General features: G+C 45.8%; 14 protein-coding genes. 6 read left to right on the top strand and 8 right to left on the bottom strand.

All coding sequences use genetic code 11. From position 1 onward, the window contains the following. Window positions 1-2: 2 nt before the first annotated feature. Genes A391_RS0108020 through A391_RS0107995 form a run of 6 tightly spaced genes read right to left on the bottom strand, consistent with a single transcriptional unit; the run spans window position 3 to window position 4359 of the window. Window positions 3-605, bottom strand: coding sequence for a UbiX family flavin prenyltransferase (locus A391_RS0108020; RefSeq protein ID WP_019898601.1), 603 nt, complete (start codon window positions 603-605; stop codon window positions 3-5). Next, the gene (locus A391_RS0108015; RefSeq protein ID WP_019898600.1) at window positions 581-994 is read right to left on the bottom strand and encodes a putative zinc-binding protein; all 414 of its coding nucleotides are present in this window, start codon (window positions 992-994) and stop codon (window positions 581-583) included. Before A391_RS0108015 ends, A391_RS0108020 begins: the two co-directional genes overlap by 25 nt. Before the next feature lie 52 nt (window positions 995-1046). After that, a complete protein-coding gene (gene ubiT / locus A391_RS0108010; protein WP_019898599.1) occupies window positions 1047-1517 on the bottom strand; it encodes a ubiquinone anaerobic biosynthesis accessory factor UbiT in 471 nt (156 codons plus the stop codon). Beyond that, on the bottom strand, window positions 1514-2410 hold the full coding sequence (gene ubiV, locus A391_RS0108005) for a ubiquinone anaerobic biosynthesis protein UbiV (protein ID WP_019898598.1): 897 nt from the start codon (window positions 2408-2410) through the stop codon (window positions 1514-1516). Before ubiV ends, ubiT begins: the two co-directional genes overlap by 4 nt. A gap of 4 nt (window positions 2411-2414) precedes the next feature. Continuing rightward, window positions 2415-3416 carry a ubiquinone anaerobic biosynthesis protein UbiU gene (gene ubiU / locus A391_RS0108000; protein WP_019898596.1) on the bottom strand — a complete coding sequence of 334 codons (1002 nt, stop codon included), beginning with the start codon at window positions 3414-3416 and terminating at the stop codon, window positions 2415-2417. After that, window positions 3406-4359, bottom strand: coding sequence for a TIGR01212 family radical SAM protein (locus A391_RS0107995; RefSeq protein WP_019898594.1), 954 nt, complete (start codon window positions 4357-4359; stop codon window positions 3406-3408). The genes ubiU and A391_RS0107995 overlap by 11 nt, the downstream gene beginning before the upstream one ends. A 775-nt stretch (window positions 4360-5134) precedes the next feature. Between A391_RS0107995 and A391_RS0107990 the strand changes: the two genes are divergently transcribed. Further along, window positions 5135-5464, top strand: coding sequence for a response regulator transcription factor (locus A391_RS0107990; RefSeq protein ID WP_019898593.1), 330 nt, complete (start codon window positions 5135-5137; stop codon window positions 5462-5464). A gap of 75 nt (window positions 5465-5539) precedes the next feature. On the opposite strand, the gene A391_RS0107985 is transcribed toward A391_RS0107990, so the two are convergent. Then, window positions 5540-7750, bottom strand: coding sequence for an FAD-dependent oxidoreductase (locus tag A391_RS0107985; protein ID WP_019898590.1), 2211 nt, complete (start codon window positions 7748-7750; stop codon window positions 5540-5542). Between the two features lie 97 nt (window positions 7751-7847). Continuing rightward, a complete protein-coding gene (locus A391_RS0107980; RefSeq protein ID WP_019898589.1) occupies window positions 7848-8231 on the bottom strand; it encodes a cupin domain-containing protein in 384 nt (127 codons plus the stop codon). 590 nt (window positions 8232-8821) lie between these two features. Between A391_RS0107980 and A391_RS0107975 the strand changes: the two genes are divergently transcribed. The 5 genes from A391_RS0107975 (at window position 8822) to A391_RS0107955 (ending at window position 17728) form a co-directional block, all read left to right on the top strand. Continuing rightward, entirely contained in the window at window positions 8822-10177 is a 1356-nt protein-coding gene (locus A391_RS0107975; RefSeq protein ID WP_019898588.1) for a type IV pili methyl-accepting chemotaxis transducer N-terminal domain-containing protein, read from the top strand. 11 nt (window positions 10178-10188) lie between these two features. Further along, the gene (locus tag A391_RS0107970) at window positions 10189-10842 is read left to right on the top strand and encodes a response regulator (protein ID WP_019898586.1); all 654 of its coding nucleotides are present in this window, start codon (window positions 10189-10191) and stop codon (window positions 10840-10842) included. Between the two features lie 204 nt (window positions 10843-11046). Then, window positions 11047-12315 (top strand): MFS transporter, encoded by a 1269-nt coding sequence (locus A391_RS0107965; RefSeq protein ID WP_019898584.1) that lies wholly within the window; start codon window positions 11047-11049, stop codon window positions 12313-12315. Window positions 12316-12325: 10 nt separating this feature from the next. Continuing rightward, on the top strand, window positions 12326-13936 hold the full coding sequence (locus tag A391_RS0107960) for an antiporter (protein WP_019898582.1): 1611 nt from the start codon (window positions 12326-12328) through the stop codon (window positions 13934-13936). A 42-nt stretch (window positions 13937-13978) separates the two neighbouring features. Further along, window positions 13979-17728, top strand: a complete 3750-nt coding sequence (locus A391_RS0107955; RefSeq protein ID WP_019898581.1) for a nitrate reductase subunit alpha — start codon at window positions 13979-13981, stop codon at window positions 17726-17728. Window positions 17729-17745: the final 17 nt, after the last annotated feature.

The raw sequence follows: 17745 nt of genomic DNA, 5'->3' as shown, positions 1-17745 counted from the left end.
AGCTACTCCAAGTTGTTAGGGGTGGCTGCAGTTAGACCTTCCCAGCGAGGTGCCAGCGTATGCGGTACGCCCAGCAAATCGATAACTCGGCTGACAGTTTGGTCAATTATGTCGATTATAGTTTGTGGACGATGGTAAAAGCAGGGCAACGGCGGGTAGATGATGCCACCCATTTCGGTGACACTGGTCATGTTGCGTAAATGAGCAAGATTGAAGGGGGTTTCACGAACCATTAAAATCAGTCGGCGACGCTCCTTGAGTATGACATCGGCAGCCCGCGTAATTAAATTATCCGATAAGCCATGCGCCACTGCAGCTAATGTTCTCATTGAGCACGGCGCCACCACCATACCATCAGTCTGAAATGAGCCGCTGGCAATAGTTGCACCAATATTGTTGATATGATGCGTCACTTCTACCAATGCTTCAAGCTGCGTGAGACTCATATCAAGTTCGTGCTGTATATTAAGTAGCCCGGATTCTGACACCACCAGATGTGTTTCAATCTCAGGTATATTGCTGAGTACTTGCAGCAGACGTACGCCATAAGTAGCCCCAGAGGCGCCTGTAATGGCAACGATCAGTCGTTTGGGTTTAGTGAGCATGGGGTAGAGGGTAGAGAAGGCAATTCTTCATCCATTTTTGCAATTACAAGCTCAAGTACAGCTTGCGCCATATCGGAATCGAAGCCCGTATGGTAGATTTTTTTCACACCATACTGGTTTAGCAGATGATAGCTATCCGGTTCTATGTCATGTTGAGCCAGACAAGCTTTAGTGCAAGCGAGGGGGCAACCGTCAAGTGCAATAATAGGACGGCCAGAATGTGCAATTTTCACCAAGTGAGGCACGTTTCCACCTACTCCTGCAATGCAGGACATTTCTGCTAAACCCAGTTTATCGAGTTCTAACGCAATATAATTTGCCATTTGCGCCACACTGGAGCAGCCGGAACAGGAATATACTATAGGCAAATTTACATTTTTTTTGCTCATACGAATAGCTCCTTTCATCTAAGTAGGTCAAAACTAAAGTGCATGGTAGCGATCATATCCACAGTCTTTTTTTCATCGTTTTCAACAAGTGTAATGGGGATACGCATTCCAGCTTGAGTAAGGGATACTCAATGGCATCCAGCGTATTCTTAGCGATCAATCCCAGTTCTGTATCGCCTTCCACCACCAGTCTTCGATTAAAAAACAGGGTGTCAGGATCCTCCTTGCGCATAGCCAGCTGATAAAAATCATAGGCACTAGCACTAATTATGAGGTCTGGCACTATATTGCCCTTAGCGGCTGAAAAGCCACTGCTCAGCACAGTGAAATGCAAACGTAACCCGGCATCTGTAACGTGTATGGCAATCCGTTTTCCATACAGTGCTTGCAGGTCACCTCGACGGATAACTTGACCTAGCGCCAGATCAAGCACACAGGCAAAGGTAAAAGATGAAGGCCATGTTGGCAGATGTTCAATTAATCTACCTAGCTGAGATGGGAATGTGTAGGTTTTTTGGCTCATGACAGCATCTTAATTGATTGTTCAATACCAGATCGTCCATGCCAATACCCATCACATGGATCATCAAACAGGAGTGGTGCAAGCGCAGTCTGCGCTTCGCTGCTGCTCACTACATTATCAATCGCAGCCCTGAATGCTGCGACTACTTCACCAGTATGCTCCGGTTGCGGGCTGATACGCACAACGTCGACACCCAATTGACGCATGTCGTCGATCTCGCTGATCAAATTATGAATGCTGGCAGATTGAGTCTGCGTTCCATTTAATGCTAGAAAAGATTGCCCCTCACGCGTTTTAAGTGTCATGCCGCAAGGATGCTCCAGACACTTAAAATGACAATCATCTTTAGGCAGATTATGGCGCCTGGCAGTAAAGCAACGTGAAGAAAAAGCCAATGGCAAACGACCATAAGCAAATACCTCAGTCTCCATACCTTGAGGTTTTTTCACTAGTAGCTCAGTCAGCATATAACGCGACAGTTCTACTGGCATGACCCAGCGGGTTGCCCCTTGCTCTGCAAGTATTGCGAGCGTCTCACCGTTGTAAGTGTTAATGTGAGTTCCAACGACAAAGGGCTTACCTGTGGCTAGGCGAATAGCCCCTATATCGTTAGCTTCTATGCAGAACTGGCCATTACCAGTAAGGCGACGTAACATTTTAAGGTCGGATTCAGACTCTAGCAGTGCCTGCGTGGACAAGATCACTTCTTTACCAGCGGCAGACAATTTACTGGCCACGTCTAACCAGTCATCGAAGCGCATCTCATGGCGACGTGAACAAACCACCTCGCCTAAATAGACAATATCTACTGGCCAACTGATAACCTGCTCGTAGAAATCCAGCACGTTTTGACGAGCCCAGTAATAAAGAATAGGCCCCAGTGAGATTTTCATAATATTATTTCCATGGACGATAATAGGCGCCAAGCGTATGCTGCTGCCCCTCCGAAAGTTTGCCGAGCTGTGTCATCCAGTCTTCTTTAGCTACATAATGCGCTGCATCTTGTTTCGCTGCATCAATAGCTGCTCGCCATACACGCGTCACTTGTTCAACATAGACTGGGCTACGCTGACGACCTTCAATCTTGATGGCGCTGATTCCCATGCGCAACATGTCTGGAATCAATTCCAGTGTGTTGAGGCTGGTTGGTTCTTCCAAAGCGTAATATGTTTCATCTTCAACTTCGAAACGACCTTTGCACAAGGTTGGATAGCCTGCATTCTCGTTAGCACTGTATTGATCCAGTAACACGCCATTCAAGCGTGATTCCAGTCCATTTGGCGTCTGTTGCCAGCGTACTGCTTTAGCCGGAGAGCATACGCCTGCAGTGTTAGGAGATTCGCCAGTGGCATAGGACGATAGTATGCAGCGACCCTCCACCATCACGCATAATCCGCCGAAGCCGAACAACTCAATTTCAACCGACGTGTTTTTTACGACGTTCTCGACCTGTGCCAGCGATAGCACGCGTGGAAGTACAGCGCGTTGAATGCCAAAGTGCTCGTAGTAGAAATTGATCGCCTCGTAATTAGTCGCAGAGCCTTGTACTGAGAGATGCAGCCGCAAATTAGGATAAGTGCGGCTGGCATAGCGCATCAAGCCAAGATCAGCCAAAATCAATGCATCGATGCCTAGTTCAGCCGCATCATCCACCGCCTGCTTCCACATATGAGATTGTGCAGTTTGCGGATAGGTATTAAGTGCCAGTAGTACTTTGCTGCTACGTTCATGAGCGTAGCGAATCCCTTGTTTGGCGGTTTCGTTATCGAAATTCAAACCGGCAAAGGCACGTGCGTTGGTGCTGTTACGAAAGCCCATATAAACACAGTCGGCCCCGTTATCCACAGCCGCCTTGAGTGCTGGCAGATTACCTGCTGGGCAAACTAGTTCAAGAGACATATTTCATATCCTTTATTATGTGATGTACGCCAGCGCGACTACTCTGACGTGTACCGCGTTGGCGCAACTCTTTCTCAATACCATTTAATATGTTCCATTTCTGTGAACACCATTCAGGTGCTAGTAAAATATCTTTCGATGCTGTTGCAGTCACACGGTGAAAAATGATGTGTTGGGGGGTGCGCTCAATCAGATCCGCGGCGATGCGTATATAGTCAACTTGATTAAGTGGCTCATAACCGCCACGACGCCACTGATAAGCCAATATAGTGCGCTTAACCACGTGCAGGGGATGGAGCTTAAGTCCATCCACACCGATTTCCAGAACGGTATCGAGCGTAGAATGATAATGGCGTTCATTTTCACCTGGCAGACCTATAATCAAATGAGTGCATAGCGGAATGCCTCGGGCACGCGTTGCCAATGCAGTCTCGCGATATTCTGCTAATGTATGGCCACGGTTGACCCTAGCCAGCGTATCATCGAACGCCGATTGCAGCCCAAGCTCCAGCCATACTTCCAGTCCTTCATCACGTAGAGTCTCCAGCAGGTCAAGTACCGCTGGTGATACACAGTCTGGTCGGGTGCCAACTGAAATTCCAATCACATCTGGTTGCGCTAAAGCTTCGCGATAGAGAGTTTCAAGTTCCGCGATGTCTGCATAAGTGTTAGTGTATGCCTGAAAATAAGCGATAAACTGACGAGCCCGCGTACGTTTAGCTATTGCGGTTCTTGCCTTGGCAATTTGACCTGGGACATCAAGACGAGATCCAGTAGCCGGACTGAACGAAACATTATTACAGAACGTACACCCTCCAGTGCCTTTGGTACCATCACGATTGGGACAAGTAAAACCTGCATCAAGCGCCACTTTATGGATACGTTGGCCATAGCGTTTTAATAGAAACTGGCCATAAGTATTTACTCTGTTAGATAGAATCATGAATGACTCCATGCAAAAAGCATATCTGCGACTAAGTACCTTGTACCGTAGACTGGAATGCAGCGTATGCTGTTTCTTTGAGAAATCTGCAAATACTCTTTCATTTAAGATCCAATTTTTTTCTTGCGCTTTTAGTTTAACCAGCTAAACAACTCTGATAACCGACGATTAGAGGGAAGTAAATGACGAAATTATGTAAATCAATGTTGGTGTATATAACGTCAAAGACATGGCTAGTCTGTTTTCAATTTGAAAACTTTAGTATGTATTTACTTGATATACCTTGATCTGGCTCAAGAATGAAAAATTAACTTTTAGCATTCATCTAAGGCTAAGAAATTACCATTATTTTGCGTAAATTCTGCTCTTGCTGCTTTGGGTACGACTATAAGTGAAGCAAGGAAATCAAAAGGTCTTTTTCAAGAAGCTTGAGCTGAGATAGTGAGCATTGAGCGTACATTTATGGCAGAGGCTGAGAGAGTGGAGCAAAACATCGAAATTCTGAATCTGCTGTAAATCGCAGATGTAATTGAGACAATACCTTCATCGTTAATGGAAGATGTATCTGCCAAAAAAGTAAATAACCAACTGATATTAGAGAAAGATTAATATTTTTAGCATATTGATACATATCAATTAAATATTGAGTGTATATGAATATACTTTGCTCAGCCGTTAATGAATGTGAAGATACATACTTTCAATCTAAATGTTTTATTAAGTTAATATACTCTAAATGTTAATTTAAATTTTCTAATAGGAATCAGTTAACGCCATGTTGGAAACACCTGAAGATCAATCCTCCACAACTTCCGGCTGTTTAGACTGTTATCTTAATTTTGTACGCAACATGCCTAAAAACTCCCCATCTTCACTTAGGTTGCATAAGCTTACTGATCGTGAGCGTGATGTTATTATTATCCTGGCCCGTGGCTTAAGTAATAAAGAGATTGCAAAAGAATTAGAATTGGCTGAATCAACTGTAAAGATTCATATTCACGGCATTCTGCGTAAACTTCGACTCACAAGTAGGTTACAGGCGGCTGTTTTTGTAGTGAAGTATGGTCTAGACCGGGTACTGAGTTCACAAACTTCAAATAAATAAAAGCAACGCGGTGGGTTTACGCCACCACGTTGCTTTTTTAAGGTTAATTTAAAACCTAGTTAATTTAAAACCTATTTACAATCGCCATTCCAAATCTGGATTTTCGTCAGGATTGTATGCAGTACCCCACGCACGTTGTTCTCGCTTGTAAGGTTTCTGATGCTGAGGATCGGCATCTTCAATTTCACGTGCAAGTCGATGGCCATCGAAAGTAGTGTCTGCAATAATTCTAGGCGCTTCGGCATCACCAATAACAAAAACATCTGTGATTCCGTTCTTTTCCCATTCATCTTTACGCGCTTTTAGCTCACGATAAAGTTTATCTTCTGAAACTCGGGAGGTTACTAAAATTACCGTATCGCATTCATGCCACTCATGTGAATTATTTTCTTTACGTGGCAATATACCAGCACCTTTATATTCGCGCTTATAACCTTCGCCCCAGATATTAAATAGTTCAACTCGACCATTCTCAACTTTAGAACATCCAGTCTCCCCCAGCACCTTAATTCCCAACTCATGAATTAGGCGTTGCATGTTAGCTCCTTCTAAAGTGAAGTCCATATAAGCACCTAATGGACTCACTGTAGCAACAGTTACATCATGGCCAGCGCGCGCAAATTTCTCAGCTAAACTCGGCGCCATGTAATAAGCATCGTAATTGATAATCATCACTCGTTTTCCAACAGTCTTTTTACCTTCAAAAACTTGTTCAGGAGTTAAAACATGTGGAAGGCTGGCGTCAGCACCAGGAATTGGCTCGTGTGTACGATGATTGACACCTGTAGTGCTCCATTTGGCACCTGTGGCGATTACAACGCGTGATGCACCATAAGCTAAAATGTCATCTGCGGTCATTGGCTTAATGCCTAATGCAAGCTGACATTGCTTGTTCTTTTTGATTAATTTGTTAAGTTGAGTTTCTCGGTAATCACGGTGATAACTCCACTCACCAAGTCCAGGCAGTGTGGCTACTTCATTGACATATCCACCGATCTTTTCTCTAGAATCGACTAAGTGAACCGTATAACCTCGTTCCATCAGGACACGTGCACACTCTGAGCCAGAAGGCCCCGCACCAATAACTAAAACATCATGATTAGATTTGGCTGGTTCAAATTTCTCCGGATGCCAACCACGTCGATATTCTTCACCTGCTGTAGCATTTTGAGTACAGATGAATGGCACCCCACCCATTTCCCAGCGTGAGATACATACATTACAGCCAATACAAGTGCGAATATCGTCAATACGCCCTTCATCAATCTTGTGAGGTAACCATGGGTCGGCAATTGAGGGTCTTGCTGCTCCAATAATATCTACGATTCCAGAATTAATAACTTGTAACATTTTTTCTGGATCATAATATCTACCAACACCTACTACTGGTTTATTTGTGGCTTGTTTAATATGGCGGATCCAGTCATTTTCATGACCGATTTGGTAGAAACGTGAAGGGCCTGCATCTTCACCCCATTCTGTAATATCACCAATATTTACATCCCACAAATCTAAATAAGGTGATGCTAACTCAATAAATTTCAGACCATCTTCACCAATTTCTACACCTTTACCACCATATAGTGTATCAACAGCACAGCGCGTTACTAAGCCAATATCGTCCCCACATGCTCGACGAATTTTCTCGAGTGTTTCTACCCAGAATCGCGCGCGATTCGCAAAGCTTCCACCATATTCATCAGTACGGCGGTTGTAGTATGGGTTGAGCCATTGCATAGGGCCATACGCGTGTGCTCCATAAACGTTGACTAGGTCAAAGCCTGTATCACGAGCTCTAAGTGCAGCATCAACATACTGTTGTTGTAGTCGGTGAAGCTCGTCTTTGTCTGCGGCATGGTTATATGTAAAACCTGGACAATTGGGAACCGTGGCAAAGTCTGAGTTGTACTGGCTTGGCCCTCTTGAAATTGTTCTTGATTCAAGACCAGGGGCATGAGGGCCGCCATAAAACAGCTCACATCCAGCAAGTGAGCCATGGCTATGAACGTGATCTACCATTGCTCTAAGGTTACGCATATCGCCTTGATCCCAAATGCGAGCCGTAATCCTTAACGTATCATCGCACTCTGGGTGAATAGAGCACTGCTCCGTGTTAACTGCTCCCCATCCACCTTCAGCTTTAATGCCGCGATGAGCCATGTTCATTCCAGGGGAGTTTGTACCTGCGCCATTGCAATGAGGGACCTGGTAAAAACGGTTGCGAATAGTTTTAGAGCCAATTTTAACGGGGGTAAATAAAATATCAAATTTTGGATCTCTTGCCATAATATATCTCCAATATTAAATTATTGAAACTAGGTGGAGTACAAAGAAGCCTGACTCACTAAATAGCTTGCTTCCATGAGTTGTTTTACGAAGTAGCTCAATTTCCAAATGGAGTAGCAACATCCTGTCCTATTCTGATTGCAAAAATCTTTTGAACAGTTTCTAAAGTTTTCCAAGTGCCCTTAAATCCTGCTTCAACAAGAAAACTGTCGCCACCAACATAAGTTTTTGATTCACCATTGTCATTAGTAAGGGTAGCCTTACCCTTGAACATGTGTACCATTTCATCTGCGTTATAAGTAACTTGGTAGGTGCCCGGAGTCGCTTCCCAGAAGCCTGTAAGAAACTTTCCATCAGCTGGTGCATGCTCTATCCAAGTTTTCATAGTAGGCTTCCCTTCAACTGGTTTCCAACCTCCCAAATCAGTCGTGATAGGTGCAGAGTTTGGGGCATCAAACTTTCCAAACGAAATTATTTTCATTTAGTATCTCCAAGAATTATTAATTAAAAATCAAAAAGTTATTGAGTTAGTTTTTCATAAAAAAACTTAACAAACACATTGCTCTTAATGAATATTCCAGACAATACTAACTAAGACTTAGTCCTTATGAACTAAGCTTAAAACGATATGCGAAGTAGGCTAGGGTGGGAAAACCGTAAAATATATTGAGTGAAGTTTACATTTTTGAATCAACATCATTACGATGTTTAAATTAGCAAGTACGTGTCACGTAATGAAGGCGCATTGAAGTGGCCTTAACCAAAGAGCTTGCATCAAAATAGGAATTGTTTGAGCATTAATATCAAACATAGATGATTGGTTACTTAATGCAAAGCCTAAAATTAATGCTGCAAAGATAAGAGTTTTTGTTTAAATAAACATTATGATATGTTCATTTAAGCGATTTAAGTCCAATAGAGAATGCGGACGCTAGTACTCAGTAACGCAATTTTATGAAAATTCCATCTAATAAGGATTGATTTATCATTACTCAGTTAAAAATCCGTCAAAAAATCACTGGGTTACTGCTGTTTTATTTTTTTGTTGCATTAATTGCAATAGGCACAACCTTGCTGGTTTCATTACGTTTAGAAGGTGGCGCTGCGGCAATTAATGATGCCGGCAGTGAGCGTATGCGCTCATATCGCATTGCATACCTGCTGCAACAGCAAGTAGACAATCCCTCTGCACAGTTGCTAGGTGATATCAGGCATGAAATGGCATTGTTTGAAATGACTTTAAAAGAGCTGGCACACGGTAATCCTCAACGTCCATTATATTTACCTAAGGATCAGTATGTTAATGCGCAAATGATCCACTTAATTCATTCTTGGCAGGCCGACATCAAGACCCATATTGAAAGAGTCCTTAGCACTTCGGATGCAGCTAATCAGCAAGCGGAATTAAAGCGCTTTCGACCATTACTAGAGCAATATGTAGCTGGAATTAATGATTTGGTGATTATGGTTGAGAATAATAACGCCCATGCCGCTGCGTTATTGCGTTATATACAGATCGCTTTAGTTATTCTCGCGATGATCGGGACAGTTTCGTTGCTCTATCTTTTTTCGCATATGGTGGTACGCCCCATATGGCAGCTTCGGCATGGTATTAGCAGAATGGCAGCAGCTGATTTTGATGTACGAGTGCCTGTAACAAGTCAAGATGAATTTGGTGAGTTGGCTGTTGGGTTTAATCGTATGGCGGATGAGTTGCGTGATATGTATGCCACGCTTGAGCATCGAGTGGAGGAGAAAACGCGCAGCATCGAAGCCAAGAATCGAAAGCTGGCCGCACTGGATAAAGCTATGGCAATATCGGAAGAGCGCAATCTTTTTGCACAGGAGCTGCATGATAGCATCGCGCAGTCCCTGGCCTTTCTCAATATCCAGATTCAGATGCTGCAGGAAGATTTGCAGAAGGATCGCATTGCAGAAGCATTAAAGGGTTTAGCGCAGATTCGTGAGGGCGTGCAGGAAAGCTATGATGATGTGCGTGAACTGCTGCTGCATTTTCGTACCCGTATTAATAGCGCTGATCTGCAAACGGCTATTAGTAGCGCCTTGGAAAAGTTTCAAGGACAAACCGGTATTAACGCGAGTTTCGACATACATGGCAATGCGCCTGATTTATTGCCGGAGCAGGTGTTGCAGATTATGCATATTGTGCAGGAGTCACTCTCTAATGTGCGTAAACATGCGAAAGCCAGTCAGATTAAGATAGTATTAAATTGTGGAGATCGGTGTGTGATAGATATATATGATAATGGCGTAGGTTTTGACGTGACAGTCGATGCCGGAGATAACCATGTTGGTTTGCGTATTATGCGTGAGCGTGCGCAGAAAATTGGTGCTGAATTAATCTTTGAATCCGACAAGGGTAGGGGAACGCACATTAGCCTTATACTTTCGGAAAATTGTGGATAGAGATCGTCCCTATGAATGTAATTCGTGTTTTGATTATTGATGACCATACGCTATTTCGCAGCGGTATCAGGTTATTACTGGAACGTCTGGAAGGTTTTGAAGTTGTAGGCGAGGCCGGTGATGGTTTAGATGGCGCGAAGCGCGCTAAAACGCTCAAGCCGGATGTTGTTTTGCTGGATTTGCATATGCCCGGCACTAGTGGTTTGGCAGCAATTCCGTTACTGCTGGAAGAAGCGCCACAAGCACAAATTGTCATGCTGACAGTGTCTGAAGATGCCGAAGACCTAATAGATGCTATGCGCGCTGGAGCCTGTGGTTATTTGTTGAAGAATATAGATACGGATTTTCTATTAGACTCAATAAGGCGTGCCGCAAATGGAGAGTCTGTGATGTCACCACAGATGGCAGTCAGAGTAGCTGATGCCATACGTAAACCGCAAAATAACAATTTAAATGCAACTTCTTTTTCAGTAGAGCTTTCCCCGCGTGAGCGTGAAGTCATCATCAAGTTAGCGCGCGGAGGCAGTAATAAAGATATTGCGCGCGCACTAAATATGGCGGAATCTACAGTTAAGATTCATGTACAGAGCATACTTCGCAAGCTCAATTTATCAAGCCGGGTCCAGGCTGCGGTATATGCAGTTGAGCATGGTTTAGTAGATTAAAGCTGTAAATCAGGCCACAGGTAATACCATCCATAAACTTTCTCGATTAGCCAAAAGAACTAGTTCTTTTGCTTCACGTTTCTAATCCTTTTGGAATTTAAGACATTGATGTAAATCAAATCATTTTGCCATTCAATCCGTAAACTCACTCAGGTAATACATCAGCACAAACTGATGATGATTATCAATGTGGAGGAGTGATTGATGGCGACGCAACAATATAAAGCATGGTCGGTAGTAATTGCGAGTACGCTGTCTTTTACCGTGTGCTTCATGATCTGGATGATGTTTGCGGTCATCGGTATTCCGATTAAAGAAACGCTAGGGTTGAGCGAAACTCAGTTCGGCGTTCTGATCTCCACTCCGGTATTAACCGGATCTCTAATTCGCCTGCCGCTTGGCATGTGGACCGACAAATTCGGCGGTCGCATCGTATTTTTTATTCTGATGCTTTCTACCGTTATTCCTATTTACCTGATTTCCTTTTGTACTGAGTACTGGCAGTTCTTGGTGACAGGCTTATTTGTTGGTGTTGCCGGTGGATCGTTCACGGTTGGTATCGCTTATTGCGCGCGTTGGTTTCCAAAAAGCAGACAAGGCCTGGCCATGGGGATTTTTGGCGCTGGCAATACCGGTGCGGCAGTCACCAAGCTGGTTGCACCTATCATAGTAGTAGGTTTTGGCTGGGCCATGGTACCGCAAGTGTATGCGGTAATGATGCTGGTGACGGCTATTCTATTCTGGTTTTTCACATTTTCAGATCCTGCGCATAAGTCAGGCAAGAGCATCACTGTCCGCGAGCAACTGGTGGTTTTGAAAGACCCGAAAGTCTGGAAGTACAGCCAATATTATTCAATCGTGTTCGGCGGCTATGTTGCGCTGGCCTTGTGGATGACTAAATATTACATTGGCGAGTACGGTTTTGATCTTAAAACAGCTGCGCTGATGGCAGCGGCGTTCAGCATCCCGGGCGGCGTGCTACGTGCGGTAGGCGGTCATTTCTCAGATAAGTTCGGCGCACATACCGTGACATGGTGGGTGCTCTGGGTTTCTCTGGTGTGCCTGTTTTTCCTGTCATATCCGCAAACTCAGATTTCTATCGTCACAGTCAAAGGTCCACAGGCTTTCCATCTTGGCCTGAACGCGACTTGGTTCACTGTCATTATGTTCACCATGGGTATTGCTTTTGCGATCGGTAAAGCCTCAGTCTTTAAATATATTTCAGATGATTACCCGCATAACATTGGTGTTATTTCAGGTGTGGTAGGCCTTGCCGGAGGCTTGGGCGGTTTTCTGATGCCTATCATGTTCGGCGCACTGCTGGATTTCACCGGAGTACGTTCTTCAGCCTTTATGCTCATGTTCGGCATTGTCTGGGTATCGCTTATCTGGATGTACTGGACAGAAGTGCGCCCGGTGAAAATCGGTCGTCACTATGAACGTCAGGCATCAAAACAAGCTGCATCAATTTAGGGGAAACACTATGTCAACCAACATAGAAGTATGGAACGTCGAAGACAACAGTTTCTGGGAGACAACCGGTAAGCGCGCTGCCTACCGTAACTTGTGGATTTCAGTGCCGGCTCTACTCTGCGGTTTTGCAGTATGGCTTATGTGGGGAATCATTACAGTGCAAATGAGTAATCTGGGCTTTCCGTTTAGTAAGGATGAACTTTTCACCCTCACTGCGATTTCAGGTTTAGCTGGTGCCACCATGCGTATTCCGTCATCATTTTTTATTCGACTTGCCGGCGGACGCAATACAATTTTTCTGACCACCGCCATGTTGCTGAGTCCGGCAATTGGGACCGGCATTGCGCTGCAGCATCCTGAATGGCCTTTGTGGGTGTTTCAGTTGATGGCGTTGTGGTCCGGTGTGGGCGGCGGTAACTTTGCCAGCTCCATGAGTAATATCAGTACGTTTTTTCCTAAACGTTTGCAGGGTACGGCACTTGGCCTTAACGCAGGCTTGGGTAACTTCGGTGTAACTACCATGCAGATTCTGATTCCGCTGGTGATGACTGTCGGCGTATTCGGCGCACTAGGCGGCGATGCTACAGTGCTGGTTAAAGATAGCGGCTGGATTTTCGGCAAAATTCCTGCAGGCACACCAACCTTTATTCAGAATGCCGGTTTTGCCTGGGTAATATCTTTAGTACCGCTGGCAATCTTATGTTTCTGGGGCATGAATAATCTGCTGCCAATTTCAGCGGACGCACGTAGTACCTTGCTGGCGTTCATCAAAATTACCTGGCTGTATACCCTGGCATTTGTACCTGCCATTGCCGGCTTGTATTTGTATTTACCAGCACCTTCAGGTTTAGGTCTGCTGAATATGTGGGTAGCCATGCCGCTCATCATCGGGTCGACCTTGCTTATTATGAAACTGGCGGCTTTTGGCACCATGAAAGAAAACATCGCCAAACAGTTTTCGATTTTCAAAAATAAACACACATGGTCGATGACAGCGCTATATCTGGTGACTTTCGGTTCCTTTATCGGCTTTTCTATGGCGTTACCACTTTCAATTACCGTCATATTTGGTGAGCAGCATATATTTGATGCAGCCACCCAGACCTGGTCACATGTAAAAAACCCGGCAGCACCTTCTGCGCTTACTTATGCCTGGATCGGGCCATTTGTGGGGGCGTTGATTCGCCCGGTCGGCGGTTGGGTTTCAGATAAGGTAGGTGGCTCCATCGTTACGCAGATTATTTCTGCCGTGATGGTGCTGGCTTCTGCTTATGCCGGTTACATCATGATGCAGGCTTACCATTCAGCTACACCTGAGATTTTCTTTACCCAATTTTTAGTGGTGTTTGTTGTGCTGTTTGCGGCTACCGGTTTAGGTAACGGCTCAACCTTTAGAACAGTAGGTGTGATATTCGATCGTGTACAGGCCGGCCCGGTGCTCGGCTGGACTTCTGCTGTTGCTGCTTATGGCTCATTCATTGCGCCGGAAGTGATTAAAGGCCAAATCAAGGCAGGCACACCTGAGATGGCGATGTATGGCTTTGCCGTGTTTTATGCCCTGTGCCTGATATTGAACTGGTGGTTCTATCTGCGTGCAGGTAGCGAGATTAAAAACCCATAAACTTTGAATACTAAGTTAAGAATTATTAAGGAGTAAGTTGCTATGAGTCACTTTCTGGATAGACTGAAATTTTTTGATAAGGTTAAAGCCACCTTTTCCAATGATCACGGTATTGTCACCAATGAAGACCGTCAGTGGGAGGATGCTTACCGCCATCGCTGGCAGCACGACAAAGTGGTGCGTTCAACGCATGGTGTGAATTGTACTGGCGGCTGTTCCTGGAAGATTTTTGTCAAGAACGGGCTGGTATCGTTCGAGATGCAGCAGACAGATTATCCACGCACACGTGACGATCTGCCTGACCATGAACCGCGTGGCTGCCAACGTGGTGCTTCATTTTCATGGTATCTGTATAGTCCGCACCGGATCAAACATCCTTTGATTCGCGGCCGTTTGATTGACCTTTATCGCGCCGAGCGCAAAACCGGTAAAGATCCGGTGGAAGCATGGGCAGCGATTCAGTCTGATGAACAGAAACGTAAGTCGTACACTGCGGTGCGCGGTTTAGGTGGTTTTGTTCGCACTTCATGGGATGAAGTCAATGAAATCATCGCAGCAGCCAACGTTTATACGATAAAAAAATGGGGCCCAGACCGCATATTCGGTTTTTCACCCATTCCTGCCATGTCCATGATTTCCTACGCTGCCGGTTCGCGTTACCTGTCATTGATCGGTGCGGCCTGCGGTTCATTTTACGATTGGTACTGTGATTTACCTGCTGCCAGCCCACAAACCTGGGGTGAGCAGACTGATGTGCCTGAGGCGGCAGACTGGTACAACTCAACTTATATCATCATTACCGGTGCCAATCTGCCGATGACGCGTACGCCGGATGCGCACTTTGCCTCAGAAGTCCGTTATAAAGGTGCAAAAATCGTGGCGATGGCACCGGATTATGCCGAGTTCTGCAAGTTCTCTGATCTGTGGATGCCAATCAAACAGGGTACGGATGCTGCTGCGTTTCTAGCTATGGGCCATGTAGCGCTGAAAGAGTTCTACATCAATAGCCAAGACCCATATTTCCAGGAATATGCACGTAAATATACTGACTTGCCGATGCAGGTGATGCTGCGCAAACATGATGATGCTTATGTTTCTGACAGATTCCTGCGCGCTTCTGATTTTGATGGCGCACTGGGTGAAACCAACAATCCTGACTGGAAAACCACAGTTTTTGACCGCAAATCATGTGCATTTGTGGCGCCTAACGGCAGTATCGGCTTCCGCTGGGGTGAAGATGGCAAATGGAACCTGCTGGAGCAGGCTGACAGTCACGAGATTGCGGCTGAACTCACCTGTATTGATGATAGGGATGATGTTGTGTCTGTCGGCTTCCCGCATTTTACGCAGGGCGAGAGTGCCTTGTTATATCGCAATGTACCGGTACGCAGGGTCAAACTCGCGAACGGTGAAGAAGCTCTGGTAGCAACAGTATTTGATATGCAGGTCGCACAATATGGCATTGATCGCGGCCTTGGCGGCGAAAACGTTGCAACAAGCTATGATGATGCGAATGTTGCCTACACCCCGGCTTGGGCAGAAAAAGTTACCGGCGTGAAAGCGGCCGATATTGAGCGCACCGGACGTGAGTTTGCTTATAACGCCTCTAAAACCAAGGGAAAATCTATGGTGATTATGGGTGCGGCGATTAACCACTGGTACCACAATGATTTAGCCTACCGTGCGATTATGAACCTGCTGCACATGTGCGGCTGTGTGGGCCAGAGCGGTGGCGGCTGGGCGCACTATGTGGGCCAGGAAAAGCTGCGTCCGCAGGCCGGTTGGGCTCCGATAGCTTTTGCCACTGACTGGCACCGTCCGCCCCGTCACGCTAATTCTACTTCTTACTGGTATTTCCATACCGACCAATGGCGTTATGAAACGCTGACTGCAGACAGCCTGCTGTCACCGGCCGGTAAAGGTAAAAACAAGGGTAATTCAATTGCGGATTACAACGTAAAAGCGGCGCGTATGGGTTGGTTGCCATCTATGCCAAACTTTAATGTCAACCCGATCGATCTGGCTGAAGAGGCGATTAACAGTGGCGCTACCGATGAAGCTGCTGTAGCCAAGTATGTTGCAGATAAATTGAAATCCGGTGAGCTGGATGTAGCTTATGCCGACCCGGATAATCCGGTTAACTGGCCGCGCAACTTGTTTGTATGGCGTGCTAATCTGATCGGATCTTCTGCAAAAGGCCATGAGTATTTCCTCAAGCATCTATTAGGTGCGCAAAACGGCGTATTGCAGGAGTCAGGCGCCGGTCGTGATAATAAAGAAGTGAAATGGCATGAGGATGCGCCTATCGGCAAATTGGATCTGATGGTGGATATCAATTTCCGCCTCAATTCTACCGGCGCTTATTCAGACATTATTCTGCCAACTGCAACCTGGTATGAAAAGAACGATCTTAATACCACAGACATGCATCCGTTCATTCATCCGCTGTCAGAAGCGGTATCACCAGGCTGGGAATCCAAGTCTGACTGGCAGATTTTCAAGACCATTGCCAAGACATTCTCACCACTGGCTGAAAAACACCTCGGAACCAAGAAAGAAGTGGTGGCTTTGCCGATGCAGCATGACTCAGCCGCAGAACTGGCGCAGCCTTTCGGTGAGGTGAAAAACTGGAAAGAAGGCGATTGTGAGCCGATTCCGGGTAAAACCATGGCGATCATCAAGCTGGTTGAGCGCACCTATGGTGATACTTATCGCAAGTTTATTGCGCTAGGCCCACTGATGACCAAGCTTGGCAACAACATCAAGGGCATCGACTGGAATACAGACAGAGAGTACGAAGAACTCAAGAAACATAACAGTACCGTGACAGAACCCGGCGTTTCTTTCGGCATGCCTTCACTGGCGGAAGATATTGAAGTTTGTGATTCAGTCATGCGTATGGCGCCCGAAACCAATGGTGAAGTAGCGCATAAATCATGGACTTCTTTGTCACAGAAAACCGGCATTGATCATCACCATCTGTATGCTGGCCGCCATGAAGACAAGTTCACATTCAAGGATATTCAGGCACAGCCTCGTAAGATCATCACCGCGCCAACCTGGTCCGGTATTGAGTCTGAGCATGTGTCTTACACCGCAGGCTATACCAATATTCATGAGCATATCCCGTTCCGTACCCTGACCGGTCGTGCACATTTTTATCAGGACCATGAATGGATGCTGGATTTCGGTGAAGGCTTCTGTACCTATAAACCGATGGTGGATCTTGGTGAGCTGAATGCGTTGCCTAAGAGCGTTACATCTAAGCCGCATCTGGAACTGAACTGGATTACACCACACAGTAAATGGGGCATTCACTCTTCTTATCAGGACACGCTGCGTATGCTGACATTGTTCCGTGGCGGCCCGTATGTCTGGCTCTCAGAAGATGATGCCAAATCTGTAGGCATTGAAGATAACGACTGGGTAGAAGCCTTGAACCATAACGGCGCTACCGTGGCGCGAGCCGTAGTATCGCAGCGCATACCGCGCGGCATGGCCATGATGTATCACGCGCAGGAAAAAAATGTGAACGTGCCGGGCTCGCCGACTACCGGTAAACGCGGTGGCATTTTGAATGCGGTAACGCGCGTCATCATGAAGCCGACCAATATGATCGGTGGCTATGCACAGCTTTCTTACGGTTTCAATTATTACGGCACGGTCGGCTGCCAGCGCGACACGATGGTAGCCCTGCATAAGATCGCAGATAAAGACATTGATTGGCTGGAACGTCCACTTACGCCTGAACGTGAAGCGCAACTCAACCCCATTGGCATTGGTGCCAAATAAATAAGGCATAAGGAGAT

Source organism: Methylotenera mobilis 13 (genome assembly GCF_000384255.1).
Lineage (GTDB): Bacteria > Pseudomonadota > Gammaproteobacteria > Burkholderiales > Methylophilaceae > Methylotenera > Methylotenera mobilis_B.
Note: the sequence above shows the minus strand (reverse complement) of the source record. Positions and strands in the feature narration are given on the sequence as shown.